This window comes from Roseateles sp. GW821-FHT09H11, assembly GCF_059415845.1.
Window position 1 is genome coordinate 948,001 of sequence record NZ_JBWKOA010000001.1, and the last position, 19,140, is coordinate 967,140.

Annotated in this window: 15 protein-coding genes; 11 read left to right on the forward strand and 4 right to left on the reverse strand. The window is 71.4% G+C overall.

All coding sequences use genetic code 11. The features are described 5' to 3' along the window. Positions 1-12 precede the first annotated feature (12 nt). Positions 13-1,341 (reverse strand): 3-deoxy-D-manno-octulosonic acid transferase, encoded by a 1,329-nt coding sequence (locus AC07PR_RS03805; protein WP_495134459.1) that lies wholly within the window; start codon positions 1,339-1,341, stop codon positions 13-15. Between the two features lie 49 nt (positions 1,342-1,390). Further along, on the reverse strand, positions 1,391-2,779 hold the full coding sequence (locus tag AC07PR_RS03810) for a phosphomannomutase/phosphoglucomutase (RefSeq protein WP_495134460.1): 1,389 nt from the start codon (positions 2,777-2,779) through the stop codon (positions 1,391-1,393). Between the two features lie 395 nt (positions 2,780-3,174). On the opposite strand from AC07PR_RS03810, the gene AC07PR_RS03815 reads away from it, so the two are divergent. The 3 genes from AC07PR_RS03815 to AC07PR_RS03825 all read left to right on the forward strand — a co-directional run bounded on the left by AC07PR_RS03815 (position 3,175) and on the right by AC07PR_RS03825 (position 6,386). Beyond that, positions 3,175-4,794, forward strand: coding sequence for a DNA-3-methyladenine glycosylase 2 family protein (locus tag AC07PR_RS03815; protein ID WP_495134461.1), 1,620 nt, complete (start codon positions 3,175-3,177; stop codon positions 4,792-4,794). 120 nt (positions 4,795-4,914) lie between these two features. After that, the gene (locus tag AC07PR_RS03820) at positions 4,915-5,499 is read left to right on the forward strand and encodes a methylated-DNA--[protein]-cysteine S-methyltransferase (protein WP_483106191.1); all 585 of its coding nucleotides are present in this window, start codon (positions 4,915-4,917) and stop codon (positions 5,497-5,499) included. Next, positions 5,496-6,386 (forward strand): DMT family transporter, encoded by an 891-nt coding sequence (locus AC07PR_RS03825; protein WP_377155350.1) that lies wholly within the window; start codon positions 5,496-5,498, stop codon positions 6,384-6,386. Before AC07PR_RS03820 ends, AC07PR_RS03825 begins: the two co-directional genes overlap by 4 nt. On the opposite strand, the gene AC07PR_RS03830 is transcribed toward AC07PR_RS03825, so the two are convergent. Beyond that, complete coding sequence (locus AC07PR_RS03830; RefSeq protein ID WP_377155351.1) at positions 6,349-6,939, reverse strand: TetR/AcrR family transcriptional regulator; 591 nt, start codon at positions 6,937-6,939, stop codon at positions 6,349-6,351. The genes AC07PR_RS03825 and AC07PR_RS03830 overlap by 38 nt on opposite strands. Before the next feature lie 157 nt (positions 6,940-7,096). Here AC07PR_RS03830 and AC07PR_RS03835 point away from each other — a divergent pair, with 157 nt between their 5' ends. Then, positions 7,097-8,377 (forward strand): MFS transporter, encoded by a 1,281-nt coding sequence (locus AC07PR_RS03835; RefSeq protein ID WP_495134462.1) that lies wholly within the window; start codon positions 7,097-7,099, stop codon positions 8,375-8,377. A gap of 72 nt (positions 8,378-8,449) precedes the next feature. On the opposite strand, the gene ligA is transcribed toward AC07PR_RS03835, so the two are convergent. Next, a complete protein-coding gene (ligA, locus tag AC07PR_RS03840; RefSeq protein ID WP_495134463.1) occupies positions 8,450-10,549 on the reverse strand; it encodes an NAD-dependent DNA ligase LigA in 2,100 nt (699 codons plus the stop codon). Between the two features lie 91 nt (positions 10,550-10,640). Between ligA and AC07PR_RS03845 the strand changes: the two genes are divergently transcribed. From AC07PR_RS03845 to AC07PR_RS03875, 7 genes are all read left to right on the forward strand, one after another. Next, on the forward strand, positions 10,641-11,297 hold the full coding sequence (locus AC07PR_RS03845) for a hypothetical protein (protein ID WP_495134464.1): 657 nt from the start codon (positions 10,641-10,643) through the stop codon (positions 11,295-11,297). 10 nt (positions 11,298-11,307) lie between these two features. Then, positions 11,308-11,706 carry a toxin co-regulated pilus biosynthesis Q family protein gene (locus tag AC07PR_RS03850; RefSeq protein WP_495134465.1) on the forward strand — a complete coding sequence of 133 codons (399 nt, stop codon included), beginning with the start codon at positions 11,308-11,310 and terminating at the stop codon, positions 11,704-11,706. A gap of 191 nt (positions 11,707-11,897) precedes the next feature. After that, positions 11,898-13,514, forward strand: coding sequence for a hypothetical protein (locus AC07PR_RS03855; RefSeq protein WP_495134466.1), 1,617 nt, complete (start codon positions 11,898-11,900; stop codon positions 13,512-13,514). Further along, positions 13,511-15,169 carry a hypothetical protein gene (locus AC07PR_RS03860; RefSeq protein ID WP_495134467.1) on the forward strand — a complete coding sequence of 553 codons (1,659 nt, stop codon included), beginning with the start codon at positions 13,511-13,513 and terminating at the stop codon, positions 15,167-15,169. The genes AC07PR_RS03855 and AC07PR_RS03860 overlap by 4 nt, the downstream gene beginning before the upstream one ends. Continuing rightward, positions 15,126-15,944, forward strand: coding sequence for a hypothetical protein (locus AC07PR_RS03865; RefSeq protein WP_495134468.1), 819 nt, complete (start codon positions 15,126-15,128; stop codon positions 15,942-15,944). Before AC07PR_RS03860 ends, AC07PR_RS03865 begins: the two co-directional genes overlap by 44 nt. Before the next feature lie 8 nt (positions 15,945-15,952). Further along, positions 15,953-17,854, forward strand: coding sequence for a GspE/PulE family protein (locus AC07PR_RS03870; RefSeq protein ID WP_495134469.1), 1,902 nt, complete (start codon positions 15,953-15,955; stop codon positions 17,852-17,854). Positions 17,855-17,950: 96 nt separating this feature from the next. Next, complete coding sequence (locus AC07PR_RS03875; RefSeq protein WP_377155362.1) at positions 17,951-19,030, forward strand: type II secretion system F family protein; 1,080 nt, start codon at positions 17,951-17,953, stop codon at positions 19,028-19,030. Positions 19,031-19,140: the final 110 nt, after the last annotated feature.

Below are 19,140 nucleotides of genomic sequence, written 5' to 3' on the forward strand. Positions count from 1 at the left end.
GACTGGCGGCGCCTAGCGCGCCAGGAGGTCCAGGATCGGCGCCGCCATCCGCGCCGCCGCGCCGCGATGCGCCGCGGCAAAGGCCGTGGCCGCCGCCGCCATCGCATCACGCTCATCGGCCTTGGTGAGAAGCACGAGCGCTTCAGCCAGTCCTTGCGTCAGCGTCTCGACGCGCCGCGCGGCGCCCGCCTGCAGCGACAGCTCCGCCGCCTCGGCGAAGTTGAAGGTGTGCGGTCCCATGAACAGCGGCACGCCGCAGGCGGCCGTCTCGATCAGGTTCTGTCCGCCGAGCTTCTCGAAGCTGCCGCCGAGCAGCGCGACGTCGGCCAGGCCGTAGTACAGCGCCATCTCGCGCATCGAGTCGCCCAGCCACACGTCCGCCACGCCCGCGCTCAGCGGCGGCGTGGCGATGTCGCTGGTGCCGAAGGCGCTGCGGCGCGCGAGCGTGAGGCCCGCCTCGGTCACCATCGCGGCGATCTCGTCGAAGCGCTGCGGGTGCCGCGGCACGATCAGCAGCAGCGGTGAACCCGCCTGCGCCCTCGCCTGCGACGCCGCCTTCCAGGCGGCCAGCATCGCGGCCTCCTCGCCTTCGCGAGACACCGCCAGCATCACCACGGGCCGGTTCAGCCCGGCGCGCCACGCGCGGCCTCGCGCGAGCAGCGCGTCATCGGGCTGGAGGTCGAACTTCAGGTTGCCGCAGACGCGCACGTCCTCGACGCCGGCCTGACGCAGCCGATCGGCATCGGCCGCCGTCTGCGCCAGCGCCAGCCGCAGGCTGCGCGCCGCCGGCGCCAGCAGCGCCTTGAACTTCTCGCCGCGACGCAGGCTGCGCGCAGACAGCCGCGCATTCGCGAGCACCATCGGCACGCCCGCCTTCCGCGTCTCGTGCTGCACGTTGGGCCAGATCTCGGTTTCCATCAGCACGCCGACCGCCGGCCGCGTGCGCTTCAGGAAACGGCGCACCGCGCCGGGCGTGTCGAAGGGCAGCCAGCGCTGCGTGTCGCCGTCGCGCAGCAGCGCGCGGCCGGCCTCCCGGCCGGTCGCCGTCGTGTGCGTGAGCAGCAGACGCATGCCGGGCCGCTCCTGGCGCAGTCGCTCGATCAGCGCCGCGGCCGCCCGCGTCTCGCCCAGCGAGACCGCATGCACCCAGATCGCGCCCGGGGCGATCGCCTCGCCGAAGCCGAAGCGTTCGCCCGGATGCACCGCGTAGAGCGGCTCCACGCGTCCGCGCAGCAGCACGCGCGCCAGGTAGGCCGGCGTCGCGAGCCTCAGCACGGTGCTGAAGACCGCGCGCGCCAGGCGCTCCTTGAACGAATCGGAACTCAAAGGCGAATGCCCCATGCCGCGATCAAGGAGCCCGCCAACGATGGGCCGCTCAACGATGCGCCGCTCAATGGCCGGACGTGAACGTGATGTCCGGCTTCACGCGCTGGAGCTGGGCCAGCACTTCCTTCTGGATGCGCTCCAGCGCTTCCTGCGTGTGGCCTTCGAAGCGCAGCACCAGCACCGGCGTCGTGTTGGACGCGCGCACCAGGCCGAAGCCGTCGTCGTACTCCACGCGGATGCCGTCGATCGTGATGATGTCCTTGGCGTTCGGGAACTCGGCGATCTCCTTGAGCTTGGCGACAACCTCGTGGTGCTCGCCTTCCTTGCAGGGGACGTTCAGTTCCGGCGTGTTGACGCTGTTGGGCAGGTCGTTCAGGACTTTGCTCGGGTCGTCGCTGCGCGAGAGGATTTCCAGCATGCGCGCGGCGGTGTACATCGCGTCGTCGAAGCCGTACCAGCGCTCGGCGAAGAAGATGTGGCCCGACAGCTCGCCGGCCAGCGGCGCGCCGGTTTCCTTCAGCTTGGCCTTGGCCAGCGAGTGGCCCGTCATCCACATCAGCGGCTTGCCGCCGTGCTCGACGATCCACGGGGCCAGGCGTTGCGTGCACTTGACGTCGAAGATGATCTCCGAGCCCGGCAGGCGCGTCAGGATGTCCGCCGCGATCAGCATGATCTGGCGGTCCGGCATGATCATCGTGCCGTCCTTGGTGACGATGCCCAGGCGGTCGCCGTCGCCGTCGAAGGCCAGGCCCAGCTCGGCGTCGGTCGCGTGCACGATGCGCTTGAGGTCCTCGAGGTTCTCGGGACGCGACGGATCCGGATGGTGGTTGGGGAAGTCGCCGTCCACCTTCGAGAAGATGTCCACCACCTCGCAGCCCAGCGCGCGCAGGATGGCCGGGGCGGTCGCGCCCGGGATGCCGTTGCCGCTGTCGACCACGACCTTCATCGGACGCGACAGCTTGGCATCCTTGACGATGCGCTGGGTGTACTCGGCGATGACGTCCATCTGGCCGACGCGGCCGTTGCCGGTGGCGTAGTCCTCGGACTCGATGCGGCGCTTCAGGCCCTGGATCTGCTCGCCGTAGACGGCGGCGCCCTTCAGGACCATCTTGAAGCCGTTGTAATCCTTCGGGTTGTGGCTGCCCGTGACCATGATGCCGGAGTTGCAGCCATGCTTGCCGCGCGTCGCGGCCACGTAGTACAGCATCGGCGTCGTGACGGCGCCGATGTCGACGACGTCCAGACCGGTCGACTTCAGCCCGCGGATCAGCGCGTTCACCAGCGACGGGCCCGACAGGCGGCCGTCGCGGCCGACGGCAACGGCCTTCTCACCGGCGTTGATCGCCTCGGTGCCGAAGGACTTGCCGAGATGCTCGGCGAGCGTCTCGTCCAGCGTCGTGCCCACGACCCCGCGGATGTCATAGGCCTTGAAGATGGATGCGTGAACTTGCATGTGCTTCCTTGCAGGAATTGGTGGTGGTTCGAAACTGGGGCGCATTGTAGGCAGCGCCTATGAGAGGTCCGTGTAACCCGGTGCACGGCGGGCTACAGAGGGCAATTCCCGGGCCAGGATTGAGCGCGCGGGGATCGGCCAGGCCGCCTTGGGACCGAGCGGTCGGGAACCGGCCAAGGCTCCTTGGGACCGAGCGATCGGGAACCGGCCAGGGCCCCCTTTTCTCCATGTCCCTCCTTTGTCGGCCGCCCCGGCCTCCAAATTCCCTCCTTGACTTCCGAAAAGGGGGCCCTGGCCGGTTCCCTCCGGACGTCTCGTGGTGGGCCCGCAGGGGGAACAGGGACATGTCCGAAAACGGCGAGAACCGCCGGACACCGACTCCTATGATCCTTGCCATGGACTTCCTTCTCGACCCGGATCACTGCTACCCCGCGCTGCTGGCGCGCGACGCGCGCTTCGACGGTCAATGGTTCGTCGGCGTGACCTCGACCGGCGTCTATTGCCGCCCGATCTGCCGGGTGCGCGCGCCGCGACGAGAGAACTGCCGCTTCTTCCCCAGCGCCTCGTTGGCCGAGGCCGCCCACTTCCGCCCGTGCCTGAAATGCCGCCCCGAACTGGCGCCGGCCGCACGCCCATGGAGCACGATGGACGCCGCCGAGGTGCTGGCACGCGAAGCCGCACGCTGGCTCGACGAATGCGCGCCAGAAGAAGCCTCGCTGCCCACACTCGCCGCGCACCTGGGCGTCAGCGAGCGCCATGTGCGTCGCGTCTTCACCGCCGTGCACGGCGTTGCACCGTTGCAGTACCTGCAGACGCGCCGGCTGCTGCTGGCCAAGCAGCTGCTGACCGACACGCGGCTGCCGATCGGCGAGGTCGCGCTCGCGGCAGGCTTCTCGAGCCTGCGCCGCTTCAACGCCGCCTTCCAGGAACACTACCGTCTGAGTCCCAGCGCGCTGCGCAAGGGCGGCGCCGAGGCCGATGCGAGCGCATCCGGCAACGCGCTGGAGACCGCCGAGCTGCGTCTGGACCTGCGCCCGCCGCTGCTGAGCTCGGCGCTGCTGAACTTCCTCGCCGCCCGCGCGGTGCCAGGTGTTGAGCAGGTCGATGTCGAGCGCCTGTCGCTGTCGCGCAGCGTGCGACTGGTGCGCCCGGGCCAGGCGGACGTGCTGGGCTGGCTGTCGCTGCGACTGCCCCCCGACGGCGATGAACGGCCGCGCGTGCGCCTGTCGCTGAGCGCGTCGTTGTGGCCGGTGATCGCGCCGCTGATGCCGCGCCTGCGCCGCTGGCTCGACCTCGATGCCGACCCGCAGGCCATCGCCGCCGCGCTCGGCGAGACCCTGGGTCCTGCCGCCGCGGGACTGCGCCTGCCGGGGTCGCTGGACCGATTCGAACTCGCGATCCGCGCCGTGCTCGGTCAGCAGGTGACGGTCGCGGCCGCACGCACGCTGGCCACGCGCCTGATCGCCAGATTCGGCGAGCCGTTGCCCGATGCCGCTGGCGCCCCGCCCGGCGTGACGCATGTGTTCCCGACGCCGGCCACGTTGGCCGCCGCCACGGTCGACGACATCGCCCCGATCGGCATGCCCGGCCGCCGGGCCGAGGCGCTGATCCACCTCGCCCGCCAATGGCCGACGCTGGCCTTCGCCCAGGGCCGCGGCACGGTGGAGGACGCGATCGCGGAGCTCGCCGCCCTGCCCGGCCTCGGTCCGTGGACGGCGCACTACATGTTGATGCGCGGCTGGAGCTGGCCCGACGCCTATCTGCCGGGCGATGTCGTGCTGAAGCAATGCCTTGAAGAACGCGCCGGCCAGCCGCTGCGTCCGCGCGAACTGATCGCTGCCGCCGAGCATTTCGCTCCTTACCGCAGCTACGCCGTGTTGCAACTATGGCGGGATGCCGCAACGAAATCCGCCGCTGCGAGGACTCTCTCGAAGTCGGCCGCCGCCAAGTCCGTTTCGAAGTCCGCCGCTGCCAAAACCACGCGAAGTCAACCCAGGGTTGTGGGGCCGGAATGAGGCTGGGGGTTCCCGGAGGGATGCCCCCTGCCTCGTGGAGAGCCCGCGCTTGGCCCACCGGAGTTGGCGGACCTCCCGCCAAACCAAGGCCCGGCCTCCCGCCCACCAAGGAGAGTTTCGATGAACCACCGCCACCACACTGCCTGGACCGAGACCGACACCCCGCTCGGCCGCCTGCTGATCGCGCGCAATGCCGAGGGCTTGTCGGGTCTGTGGTTCGAGGACCAGAAGTACCACCCCGGCGCCCTTGCTGCTCCCCGCGACGATGAGGACGCGCTGCTGCGCGACACCGTCGCGGCGATGAAGGACTACTTCGCTGGCCGGACCGCGGCGCTTCCCCCGATGTCGCCCTCGGGCACCGCATTCCAGCAAGCCGTGTGGCGGGCCCTGCTCGGCATCCCGGCGGGCGAGACCCTGACCTACGGCCAGCTCGCCGCACGCCTGGGCCGGCCGGAGGCCGTGCGCGCCGTCGCGGCGGCGGTGGGGCGCAACCCGGTGTCGGTGCTGATCCCGTGCCACCGCGTCCTCGGCGCCGACGGCAGCCTCACCGGCTACGCCGGCGGCCTCCACCGCAAGGAAGCCCTACTGACAATCGAAGGAGGCCTGCCCGCTAAGCTGCGCTCCTCGCCCATAGAGACTCCTCCCGGGACCCCGGCCCTTCGCCGTCCCGGCAAGCACGACAACAACCAAGAGGCCCCCGCGTGAAGCGAAGCGATCTGATCGAACTGCTGGTCCTGGCCGCCATCTGGGGCGCGTCCTTCCTGTTCATGCGGGTGGCCGCGCCGGAGTTCGGCGCGGTGGCGACGGCTGCTGTGCGCGTGGCCGGGGCCTCGCTGTTCCTGATCCCGCTGCTGGGCCTGCGCGAAGGACTCGGCGACCTGCGCACCCACTGGAAGGGCCTGCTGCTGGTCGGTCTGCTGAACAGCGCCTTCCCGTTCGCGCTGTTCAGCTTCGCGGCGCTGTCGATCAACGCCGGCCTGTCGAGCATCCTCAACGCCACCACGCCGATGTGGGGCGCGCTGGTCGCCTGGGCCTGGTTCGGGCAACGCCTGGACGGGTCGCGGATGCTGGGCCTGGCGCTGGGCTTCGCGGGTGTCGTGCTGCTGGCCTGGGACAAGGCCTCGTTCAAGCCCGGCGGCAGCGGCTTCGCGATCGTCGCCTGCCTGATCGCCGCGCTGAGCTACGGCGTCGCCGCCAGCGCCACCAAGCGCTACCTCACCGGCGCCAGCCCGCTGGCCGTCGCCACCGGCAGCCAGTTCGCGGCCGCGTTGCTGTTGGCCGCGCCGGCCTGGTCCCTGCGTCCGGCCGCGATGCCGAGCGGTCATGCCTGGGGCGCGGTGGCGTTGCTGGCGCTGCTGTGCACCGGCATCGCCTACATCCTGTTCTTCCGGCTGATGAAGCGCGTCGGCCCGACCAACACGATCTCGGTGACCTTCCTGATCCCGGTCTTCGGCCTGCTGTGGGGCTGGATCTTCCTCGGCGAGACGCTGAGCGCCAGCATGGCCGCGGGTTGCCTCGTCGTGCTGCTCGGCACCGCGCTGGCGGTGGGTGTGCTCAAGCTGCCTTCGACGTCGCCTCCAGCGACGTCCTGAGGATCCTGTCCGACAGGCCCGGTGCCGCGCCCGCGCAGGCCCGGGCCAGGATCATCCCGCCGACCATCGTCGACAGCACGCCGATCGCGCGGGCTTCGTCCTCCGCGGTCGGCTCGTCGACGATCGTGCCGTCGGGCCGGTGCACGGCCAGCTCGCGCAGGTAGGCGGCGATGCCGGTGCTCATCGATTCGCGCAGCAGACCGCCCTCGCGCGCCGCGTCGACGCCCAGCGCCGCCATCGGGCATCCCGCCCCGGGCGCGTCGCGATGCGCGGCGCCGAAGTAGCGTTTGAGGAAAGGCTGGTAGTCGCCGCCGTGCTTCTCCAGCTGCGCGCCCAGCCGCGACAGCGAGCCTTCGAAGGCCACGTCGCAGGCTTCGGCCGCGAGTTCCTCCTTCGACGCGAAGCGCCCATAGAAGCCGCCGTGCGTGAAGCCGGCCTCGCGGGAGATCTCCGCCAGACCGACCCCGGCCACGCCCCGCTCGCGGTACAACTTGGACGCCGCGTCGACCAGCGCCTTGCGGTTGGCGGCCGATTGCTCTTTGGTGACTTTCATGATGGGCACCATTGTAGGAAGCCCCGCTACAACTTCCGGCCAAGGCGCGATGTCACGATTTTGAGTAGGGGCATCATCAAATCTGCGGCGGACGTCGGAAATCTCGATACGATGGCGGCCATCATTAAAACAGGCACCCCTGGAAGGATCCTCCCGCATGCTTGCCGCCGCCATGTCCCGACGCATGACCCACCGGGGTCTGCACTTCAGCTGGGTGATCGCCGGGCTGACCTTCCTGACGATGCTGTTCATGTCGGCGGCGCTGGGCCTGCCCGGCGCGATGCTGCAGCCGCTGGCCCAGGAATTCGGCTGGTCCACCAGCCAGATCTCGTCGGCGCTGGCGTTGCGTTTCGCGCTGTTCGGATTGATGGGGCCGTTCGCGGCGGTGCTGATGGAGCGCTTCGGCGTGCGCGCCGTCGTCAGCGTGGCGCTGGGGCTGGTCGGCGGCGGCATGCTGCTGGCCGGGCTGGTCACGCAGCTGTGGCACCTGGTCGTGCTGTGGGGCGTGGTGCTGGGTCTGGGCAGCGGCATGACGGCGCTGGTGCTCGGCGCCATCGTGTCCAACCGCTGGTTCGCGACGCGCAAGGGCCTGATCATGGGCATCCTGACCGCGAGCGCCGCGACCGGCCAGTTGATCTGCCTGCCGATCGCCGCCTGGATGATCGAGCGCTGGGGCTGGCGCGCCCCGCTGCTGCCGCTGGCCGTGCTGTGCCTGGCGGTGATGAGCCTGGTGCTGCTGTTCATGCGCGACCGGCCGTCGGATGTGGGCCTCGCGCCCTATGGCGCCGATCCTGCCGCTGCTGCGGCGCCGGCCGCGCCCGCCGCCAAGGTCACGTGGCTCACGCCGTTCACCGCCTTGCGTGAAGCGTCGAGCCAGCCGACCTTCTGGCTGCTCTTCGGCACCTTCTTCATCTGCGGGCTGTCCACCAACGGCCTGGTGCAGACCCATTTCATCTCGCTGTGCGGCGACTACGGTCTGGCGGCGGTGCCGGCGGCCTCGGTGCTGGCGATGATGGGGATCTTCGACTTCATCGGCACGATCCTGTCGGGCTGGCTCAGCGACCGCTACGACACCCGCAAGCTGCTGTGCTGGTACTACGCGCTGCGCGGGCTGTCGCTGATGTGGTTGCCGAACGCGGAGTTCACGCTCTACGGGCTGTCGCTGTTCGCGGTGTTCTACGGACTGGACTGGATCGCCACGGTACCGCCGACGGTGCGCCTGACGGCGGAGCGCTTCGGCGCGGCGAAGGTGGGGATGGTGTTCGGTTGGATCTTCGCGGGCCACCAGATCGGCGCGGCGGTCGCGGCCTACGGCGCGGGGCTGAGCCGCAGCCTGCTGCTGAGCTACGCCCCGGCGCTGTACGTCGCCGGCGCGGCCTGCCTGCTGGCGGCGATCATGGCGATGGTGATCCGTCGGAAGACGGTCGCTGCGAGTTGAGCCTCCAATGACATCGGGGCCCGAAGGCCCCGATACAGCGTGCATCGAAGGGACGGTTCGCCGTCCCTTTATTCATTCCGCCGCGATCGCATCCGGAGGCGCGGCGAGCAGCGCCTGCAGGCCTTCCTCGTCGAGGACAGTGACACCCAGCTCGCGCGCCTTGTCGAGCTTGGAGCCCGCCTCCTCGCCCGCGATCACGTAGCTGGTCTTCTTCGACACCGAGCCGCTGACCTTGCCGCCGGCGGCCTCGATCAACTCCTTGGCCTCGTCGCGCGACAACGTCGGCAGCGTGCCGGTCAGCACCAGCGTCTTGCCGGCCAGCGGCTGCGGTCCGGCGGGCGCCGCGGCGGCCCCTTCCGATTGCGGGAATTCGACGCCCGCGGCGAGCAGCTGCTCGACGACCTCGCGGTTGTGCGCCTCGGAGAAGAACGCCGCGATGCTCTTCGCGACGATCGGCCCGACGTCCTTGACCGCCAGCAACTGCTCCTCGGTCGCGCCCATCAGCGCGTCCAGGTTGCCGAAGTGCTTCGCCAGATCCTTGGCCGTGGTCTCGCCGACCTGCCGGATGCCCAGCGCGAAGAGGAAGCGCGCCATCGTCGTGCGCTTGCTCTTCTCCAGCGCGTCGATCAGGTTCAGCGCGCTCCGGTCCCCCATGCGTTCCAGCGCGGTGAGCTTGGCCACGCCGAGCTTGTAGAGCCCCGGCAGGCTGGTGACGATGCCGCCGTCGACGAGCTGGTCGACGAGCTTGTCGCCCAGGCCCTCGATGTCCATCGCGCGCCGCCCGGCGAAGTGCAGCATCGCCTGCTTGCGCTGCGCGGGGCAGAAGATGCCGCCGCTGCAGCGGTGGTCGATGCCGCCCTTCTCGCGCACGACGTCGCTGCCGCAGATCGGGCAGTGCTTCGGCATGCGGAAGTTGGGCACGTAGCTCGCGCGCTTCGCGTCGACCTTGCCGACGACCTCGGGGATCACGTCGCCGGCGCGCCGGATGATGACCTGGTCGCCGACGCGGATGCCCTTGCGTCGCATCTCGAAGAGGTTGTGCAGCGTCGCGTTGCTGACCGTCGTGCCGCCGACGAAGACCGGCTCCAGCTTGGCCACCGGCGTCAGCTTGCCGGTGCGGCCAACCTGGATGTCGATGCGGTCGAGCGTCGTGACCTGCTCCTGCGCGGGGTACTTGTGCGCCACCGCCCAGCGCGGCTCGCGCGAGACGAAGCCCAGCCGCCGCTGCAGCTCGCGGCTGTTGACCTTGTAGACGACGCCGTCGATGTCGAAGGGCAGCGCATCGCGCTTCTCGCCGATCGATTGATGGAAGGCGACCAGGCCTTCGGCGCCGCGCACCACCGCGCGGTCGGCATTGACCGGCAGGCCGTAGGCCTGCAGCGCGTCCAGCATCGCGCTGTGCGTCGCCGGGATCTCCCAGCCCTGCGTCTCCCCGATGCCGTAGGCGAAGAAGCTCAGCGGCCGCTGCCGCACCAGCGCCGGGTCCAGCTGCCGGATCGCCCCGGCGGCCGTGTTGCGCGGATTGACGAAGGTCTTCTCGTTCGCGGCCCGCTGGCGTTCGTTGAGCGCCTCGAAATCGTCGCGACGCATGTAGGCCTCGCCGCGCACCTCCAGCACTGCGGCCTTCGCGCCCTCGCCCGACAGTTTCAACGGGATCTGCTTGATCGTGCGCACGTTCTGCGTCACGTCCTCGCCGGTCTCGCCGTTGCCGCGCGTGGCGGCCTGCACCAGCACGCCGTGTTCGTAGCGCAGGCTGATCGCCAGGCCGTCGAATTTCAGCTCCGCCGCGTACTCGACCGGCGCGGCGTTCTCGCCCAGGTCCAGTTCGCGGCGCACACGCGCGTCGAAGTTCTCGGCGCCGCTGGCCTCGGTGTCGGTCTCGGTGCGGATCGACAACATCGGCACCACGTGCCTCACCGGCTCGAAGCCCTCCAGCACCTGCCCGCCCACGCGCTGCGTCGGCGAGTCCGGCGTCAGCAGCGCCGGGAACGCGGCCTCGATGGCCTGCAGTTCCTGGAACAGCTTGTCGTACTCGGCATCGGGCAGCGACGGCGTGTCGAGCACGTAGTACAGGTGAGCGTGGTGATGAAGTAACGCGCGGAGTTCGGCGGCGCGGGCGGTGGCTTGTTGGGCGGAGAGCGAAGACACGGAAGCGGACCTCGAGGGAGTCATGCGCGCATTGTGGCGCACCCCCACTGAGCCACCGCTGGTCACGGCTGGCACCCCTGTCTTCTCGCACTCTCTGGAAAGGAGGTCTGTTCCCATGACCCTCGACGTCGTCACCGCATCCGCTCCCCTCGCCCGTTCGAAGCACCGCCGCGCCGGCGCCCGTCCGCAACGCGGCGTCACCCTGCTCGAACTCCTGATCGGGGTCGGCGTGATCATCGTTGTCATGGTCATCGTGCTGATGGGCATGCGCAACCTCAACGCGCAGATGGACCGCTCCGCCCTGCTGCGGCAGGCGCCGCAGATCCGGGCCAACGTGGCTGGCTTCGGGAAAACGGGTTCGGTGAACCTCGCCGAGCTGACCACCGCCCAGGCACACGGCCTGAGCGCCTTCCCGCGCGAGTCCGTCAACATGGCGGGCAACACGGTCACCGTGAAGCACGAGCTCGGCGGCCAGATCTTCGTCGCAGGCTTCAACGACGACTTCGGAGCCGCGAAGAAGGGCGAGGCGTTCACGCTGAGCTACACCGGCATTCCCACGTCGCAGTGCGCCAGCGTCGCGCGGGGACTCGCGCTCGTGGCCGACGGCATCTGGGTCGGCGAGGAGACGGCCGAGATCAGGCACACGAAGCCCGCCGACAACAAGGTCGTGAAAGTGCCCGGCTCGGCCGAACCGATCGGCGTCGGCAAACTCGTCGATGCATGCAAGACCGAGAGCGCCGTGGTCACCGTCCACGCGTTGATGGCCAACTGAACGCGCACCGATGGTCTCGTCACGATTCCTCTGCGTCTGCGCACTGATGTCCGGCGCGGCGATCTCCGCATCGCCCCTGCCGCCGGACACCGGTCCACGGCCGGTCGCCGCCGCACGGGCGGACCTCGAGACCGACGCTGCGATGGGGTGGACCTTCGCCCGCGTCGACGGCACCGTCCATCAGGCGTTGCAGCGCTGGACACGCGAGGCGGGCTGGCAGCTGGTGTGGGAGGTCGATCGCGACTTCCCCATCGATGCCGAGGTCACGCTGCGCGGCGATTTCCTGGACGCGTTGACCCAGGCGATGGCCGTGTTGCGCGACACCGACTTCCCGCTGCAGGCCCGCGTCCAGTCGGGAACCCGCGTGGTGCGGATCGTCCGCTACCTGCCCGATGGCGCTCGCCAGTGAGGAACTTCCCCGTGCCGTTTTTCTCGCGGTCCTCACCGCGCTCATCGCCGTGTTCATCACTGCGCTCGTCGCCGTGTTCATCGCTGCGTTCGTCGCTGCGTCAGTCGCTGCGTTCGTCGCTGCGTTCGTCACCGCACTCCCTCCCGCGTCTTCCGGGCGGCGCTCCCCGGCGCCTCGTCATCACTAGCGGGATGGCGGCCTGCGTCGCCATCGCCATCGCCGGATGCGCGGTGCCGGCCGCGCGCGAGACCGAGCGGGCCCAGCAGGCACTGCTCGATCGCGCCGAGGCGTTGCAGGCCCGGCTGCGCGAGCCGGCCACACTGCCGCCGCTGGTCGTGAGCGATCCGACGCCGCGCTTCGCGAGCCGATCCATCCCGCTGCGCCGCGACGAGCGGCTGCCGGACCACCTCGGCGACATCCGCCTGCACGCGCCGGGTCGACTGCCGCTGGCCGCGGTGGCCGAACTGCTCTCGCGCGCGATCGGCCTGCCGGTGATCATGACGCCGGACGCGCTGCACAGCGCCGCCGACTACGCGCCCGGTCCCGCGCCGCGGCCGGCCTTCGACGCGGCGACCGCCGCGCCCGAGGAGACGGCCGCGCTGCGCCGGGCCGGCCGGGCGGGCGCCCTGCGGCTGGACATCTCCGCGCCGGAACATCAGAACACCGTCGAGATCGACCACGCCGGTCCCCTGCGTCCGCTGCTGGACCGCATCGCGGCGCAGGCGGGACTGCACTGGCGCCACGCCGGCGGACGCATCGTGTTCTCCCGCGTGGTCACGCGCGCGATGCCGGTCAAGGCGCTGCCTGGCGGCCTGGACGCGAGCGCGTCGTTCGACGTGTTCGGCGGCGCGGAAAGCTCCGGCGGAGGTGCCGCCAAGATCGACGGCAACGCGCAGAGCGACTTCTGGGCCGGGCTGCCCGACGCGCTCAAGCCGATGCTCTCCCCGGCCGCGGCGCTGCAGGTGGATCCGCGCGCGGGACTCGTGACCGTCACGGACGCGCTCGCCAACGTCGAGCGCGTGCAGACCTACCTCGACGCGCTCAACGCCAACCTGCTGCGCCAGGTCGTGCTCGAGATCGAGGTGCTGCAGGTGAGCTTCACCGACGAGTTCAGCAACGGCATCGACTGGCGCCTGATGCTGGGCCGGCTCGGCCAGGGCAACCAGCTGGACCTGGTCGCGCCGGTGGCGCTCGGTCCGCTGGGCGCGGGCACGCCCGCGGCGCTGAGCTTCGTGCTCGGCCAGTCGGGCTCGCGCGGATCGCCCAGCGAATGGGTCGCCAAGGCGCTGCAAGAGTACGGGCGCGTGTCGACCGCCTATTCGAGCGTGGTCACCACCACGAACCGGATGCCGGTGCCGGTCGGCGCGTTGCAGACGCGCTCGTACGTGCAGCGCGCGACGGCGCCGACCGTGAGCCCGACCACCGGCCTGACCACCGCGGGCGCGCTGGAGCCCGGCAAGCTCACGACCGGTCTCGGTCTGACGGTGCTGCCGGTGATCCTGGATTCGCACCTCGTGCTGCTGCAGACCGCGCTGCAGATCAGCGAGCTGCGGCAGCTGCGCGCCTTCACCAGCGGCAGCGGCCAGCTGGCACGGTCGGTGCAGTTGCCCGAGACGATGAGCTTCAGCACCCTGCAGCGCATCAGCGTGCCGGCCGGTCGCACGCTGGTGCTGGCCGGCTTCGAGCGCCGGCAGACCCAGCTCGACGACGCGGACATGGTGCGCGGCCTGGTGCCGCTGGCGCGGCGCGGCATGCACGCCAGACAAGGGACGGTCGTGCTGATCACGCCAAGACTGGTGGGGCCATGATGGGCGCGCGACCGACACCGCCGGACGGCGCCGACAGGACCGCCGAGGGGCGCGAGGCCCGAGCAACGCGCGAAGCCAGCGAGGCCCGCGGTCTCGACGAGCACGGCGTGGCCCGGGTGATCGCCGTCGCCGGCGTGCGGCTGGCCTTCGGGCTGGACTGGCACCCGGTGGCGCGGCCCGACGAGCCGGGCCCCGACCTGCGCCAGGCGCGCGCCGCCGGCTACCGCTTCGTCGCGCGACTGCCGGACGGTGCCCTGCTGGGACTGGCGCGCCGGATCGACACGGGTCGACGCGCGCATCGACTTCTGCATCGCCGCGCCCATTCGGCGGTGGCCTTGCTGGTGGCCCGCTTCGCGGAGCGCGGCGCGGAGGCCTGCCTGATCGCCGCCTCCGGCACCGCCTCCGGCACCGGCATCGGCATCGGCATCGGCATCCGAGCGTCTGGTGGTACGAGCACGCGCGTGGCCTTTGTCGGCCTGATGGAGCGGCGGCCGGTGCCAGGCTTTGACCGCGTGCTGCCCGACCTCGACGCGGCGCTGGCGGTGCTGCAGGAGTTCCGCGACATGCATCCGGACCAGGAGGTCCGCGTCGCCAGCCATCTGCCCGGGCAGGACCGCATCGGCGAGGCGCTCGCACCGGACCTGCTGTTCGGCCAGCCCGACGGCGACACGCGCCTGCGTCCCCTGCTGCCTGCGCGCTGGCCGGCCGCGCTCGCCGCGGGCCTGGCCGCGCTGGGCCTGAGCGTCGGCTTCACGATGTGGATGCGGCATCAGCGCGAGGTGGAGCGCGCGACGCTCGACGCGGCGCGCCATCTTGCGGCGACGGCGGCGTCCCGTGCGCAAGCCTCCGCCCAACGCGCCCGCCGACTGGGCAGCCTGCTGGAGCAGGCGGGTCGGCCGGGCCTCGCCCCGTTGGACCGCTGGCGTGCCGCCATCGCCGCGCTGCCCCTGAGCCGCGCGGGATGGACGCTTCAGCAGGTCGACTGCGATCGCTCGAACGGATGCGTCGCCACCTGGGCGCGCCATCACGGCAGCCTCGAGATGCTGGACGGGCTGCCGGTCGGCGTGATCGGCGCGCCGTCGATGCGGCCCGAGCTGTCAGCCGGCGAGGACGCCCTCGCGGCCTCGATGCAGACGCCGCTGGCGGACACCGTCGAGCCGCCGCTGAAGCGGGGCGAGGCGCTCATCGCCGCGCGGCTGCCGCCGTTGCGCCTGGCCATGAACGTCTGGGGCAGCCACCTGCAGGAGCTGGCGACCGTCGGCGGCGCCGACGCGTCGCTCACGCCGGGACCGCCCCTCGACGGCGAGGCCGGCGTCAGCGACCCGACCACCACGAGCACCGCGACAGCCAGGACAGGCATGAGCACCACGACAGATGCAGCTTCCACGACAGGCACGACAGGCACGACAGCCATGAGCACCACGACAGGCACGGCCTCCACGACCGGCATGACCGGTGCGGACCAGGAGCGCGCGGACCTCGTCGCGCAGCCGGTCGTCCGGATGGTCTGGCGCTTGAAGGACGGCGTCTGGTCCCTGCCGCTGGTCCAGGTGCCGCCGTACGTCGTCGTGGAGACCCTCACCCTGAATTTCGCCGCGTCACAGATCAGCTATGAGCTTTCCGGATCCCTCTTCGCCCATGGCCTGCGTTATTGAGGTCTTCACTCCCCGACACTGCCGGCGGGTCCGCGCGACGGCGCTGGGGTCCTGCCTGCAGGCGGCGCTGTCGGTGACGCTGTCGATGACCTTCTCGACCGCCCTGTCGACAGCCCATGCCGGCGGCGACGGAAGCCGCGCGCCCGAGACCACGCCGGGCGTCAGCTTGCGCCACCTGGTCGATGTGGCGCGACACAACAAGGCGGCGGAGCTGGCCGCCGCCACGGCCCGTCTGGCGGGCACGCCGCGCCCGCCCGGTGATGCGGCGGTGCCGGCGCCGTCAACGGCACGGGGTGCCGCGCTGGCCGAGCTGCCCCGGCTCTGGTCGCTCATGGCCGCCGGAGACCGCTGGCGGGCCGAGGTGCTGTTGAGGGGGCGCCTGCATGCCGTCGACAGCTCGTCCGGGCCGGAGACCCGCGTCGGACCGTGGCGTGTGCTCGGACTGACATCGGAGGGACTGCGTGTCGAACGGGTCGCGGCGAGCGGACGTCCACCTCGTCCCCTCGTGCTGCCGCCACCCGCACAGGGAGCCGCGGCCGCGAGCTATCGCTTCGACGGCGGCAGGTCGCTCGCCGCCGGCGCCTCCGCGCAAGCCGGCCTTGGACGGCTCGATGACGGAGACGGAAACGACGACAGCGGCGATGGCATCGGCGATGGCGGTCACGGCGGTCACGGCGGTGACGGCGGTGACGGCGACGCCGTCCACCGCGCCACGGCATTGCCCCTGCCCGCGGCCCCCGCAGCCGCGGCGCCGTCCAGCGCGCCCTCCCTTTGAGCAACGCCTTGAGTTCCCCCTTCAGCCGCCACGTCGACGACCCGGCGCGCCTGCCTCCGTTCGAGCGCGTGCTGTCCGTCGCCGCGGACGCGTTGCTCGCCGCGCCCGCGGTCGACGGACTGCCGGTCGCCAGCCACAAGCAGGACCGGCTGGCGGCGCTCGCGCTGGTCGGCGGGCGCTTCCTCGTCGTGTCGGCGGTGGACGAGGTCCATCGGCCCGACTGGTATCGCCTCGTCCAGGCCGGGAAGGCGAAAGGCCTGACCTATGCCGGCCACCTGACCGCCGCGCCCGAGGTCTTCGCCGCGCTGCTCGCTGGCGCGGCGACGCGGGTGAACGCCCCGCTGGAAGCCCCCGAGGCCACCGCCGACGAACGCCAGGCCGCCGAGACGGCCCGCGACATCGACGCCATGGTCGCGGGCTCCTCGCCGCTGGAATGGTTCCGCGCCATCGTGCAGCGCTGCCGCCTGGCCGGCGCGAGCGACCTGCACATCGAACTGCGGGGGCCGGTCGCGCTGGCCCGGGTGCGGCTGGACGGCCGCATGCGGGTGCTGGACCGCCATCCGGCGCGCACCGCCGTCGACGGGCTGTCGGCCGCCTACACGATGCTGGCGGAGGAGCGTTCCCGCACCGAGGTCGCCTTCAACGGCGCAGTGCCGCAGGCCGCGATGATCCCGCTGGAACTGCCCGGCCTGCGGCTGACGCTCCGGTACCAGAGCCATCCCGCGGTCGGCGGCATGGACGTGGTGATCCGCCTGTTGCGCGCCTCCGGCAGCGGTCGCGATGACGCCGCCGGATCACCCGACGCCGGACCGCACGACGCCGGATCGCTCGCGGGCCGACCGCGCCTGGCGTCGCTGGAAGCGCTGGGCTTCACGCCGTGGCAGGCCGGCCGCCTGCGCGAGGCGCTGGCCTCGGCCTGGGGCGGCGTGTTCGTCGCCGGAGTCACCGGCTCGGGCAAGACCACGACGCTCAACGCGATGATGACCATGCTGGCCCGCGACGGCTCGCGCAAGCTCTTCACCATCGAGGATCCGGTCGAGTACGAGACGCCCGGCGTCAGCCATCTCTCCATCCAGCGCGGCGCGGCGGGCGGCGCGGATCCGTTCCATGGCGCGATGCTGGCGTTCCTGCGCATGGATCCCGACGTCGGCCTGTTCGGCGAGATCCGGGACGGCCTGTCGGCGTCGATGGCGCAGGCCGCCATCCAGACCGGGCACAAGATCCTGTCGACGGTCCATGCGACCTCCGCGCTGGGCATCGTGGGCCGGCTCTCGTCGCGCCTGCTCGGACTGGACCGCGAGGACCTGTGCGATCCGGAGTTCCTCTCCGCGATGGTCTACCAGGTGCTGATGCCGATCAACTGCGAGCACTGCAAGCGCCCCGCCGCCGCCGTCATGGGCGCGGACACGCTGCAGACGCTGCAGGCGGGTTTCGGCCTCGACCCGGACAAGATTTACTGCGCCAGCGCGCACGGCTGCACGCACTGCCGGCGGCCCGGCATCGACTACGGGGACGGCATGACCCCTGGATACCCCGCCGGCGCCGGAAGCGCCGGAAGCGCCGGAGACCGCCAAGGCGTCCGAAGCGCCCAAAGCGCCCAAAGCGCCCGAACCGCTGAACGCGCCGACGACACCCACGACGGCACGGCCGGCGTCAAGGTCGGCGCGGAAGTGATCGTTCCGGACCTGCGTCTGCTGGACCTGCTGCGGCAGGGCCGGGACGCCGAGGCCCGGCGCCACTGGCGGCGCCGCCGCACGGCGCCGTTCACCGATCCGGACATGGACGGCAAGGACGCCTGGGGGCATGTGCTGTACGACGTCGCCCACGGGCGCGTCGATCCCTATCACTTCGAGCGGACCTTCGGCAGCGCGGCGCTGCTGGCCCAGACGCTCGCCGCCGACGATGCCTGAACCCGCCGCCGCGGACGTCGCGATCCGCCTCGGCCCGGACCACGATCGCGACCCTGCCCTCGACCTCGACCCACACTTCGACATGCGCCCGCCCCGATGACCCACCCGCTCGACTGGCTGCTGCTGCGCGCGGCGGCCCGGCGCCTGCGCCGCCGGCGCGGCGATTTCTACTACGACCTGGCCTCGGCGCTGGAGGACCGCGTCCCGCTGTACACCATCCTGCGCAAGCTCGAGGCCCGCGCCCGCCGGCGCTCGCGCGGCGACCAGCTGCTGTACCGCCGCATGTTGCGCGCGGCGATGGGCGGATCCCTGGCCCGCGCGCTGCACGGCGTCATGCCGCCGACCGAGCTGCTCATGATCGACGCGTTGCAGGGCGGCGGCGATGAGCGCCTGGCCCAGGGCCTGCACTTCCTGTCCGGCACCGTCGAGAAGGTCGACGGCATGTTCCGCGCGGTGCGCAAGGCGGTGGCCTATCCGCTGCTGCTGCTCGGCGCGATGACCGCCATCCTGGTGGCCTTCTCGCTGCACGCGGTGCCGGTGCTGGCCGACCTGATCGCCCCGGAACGCTGGCCGCCGCTGGGGCGCGCGCTGTACGCGGTCGCGTGGACGATCCGCCACCACGGCCTGACGCTGGGCGCGGCGGTGCTCGTCGCGGGCGGGCTCTTCGTGTGGTCCCTGCCGCGCTGGCAGGGCCGCACGCGACGCTGGCTGGACCGGCACCCGCCGTTCAGCCTCTACCGCGATTTCTCCGGGGCGATGCTGGTGATCTCGCTGTCGTCGCTGATGCGGGCCGGCGTGTCGCTGCGGGCGTCGCTGGAGCGCGCGGGCCGGTTCAGCGCCCCGTGGATGCGCTGGCACCTGCGGCAGATCCTGTCGCGACTGTCCGGACGTGAATCGGCGCAGTTCGGTCGCGCCTTCGCCACCGGCGTGCTCAACCCCCGCATGGAGGAACGCGTGCAGGACGCAGCCGAGCGCCGCGACCCCGTCGCCGCGTTCGTGCGGATCGGCATCGGCTCGATCGATCGCCTGCAGCTGGGCATCTCCGACTCGGCCGCGCGCCTGAACGGGCTGCTGATGGTCGCCGCGGCCATGCTGCTGCTGTTCCTGCTCGGCGGTTTCCTGAGCACCGTCATGGAGGCGCAGAGCAGCCTTCAATCCGACATGGGGGGCCTGTGAGGCGCGCGATCGCGGCGGCGATGCTGGCGCTGGCGGCCGCGATGCCGGCGCAGGCCCAGGCCCAGGCCCAGGCCCAGGCTGGGAAAGTGCCACCGGTCGGAAGGACAGCG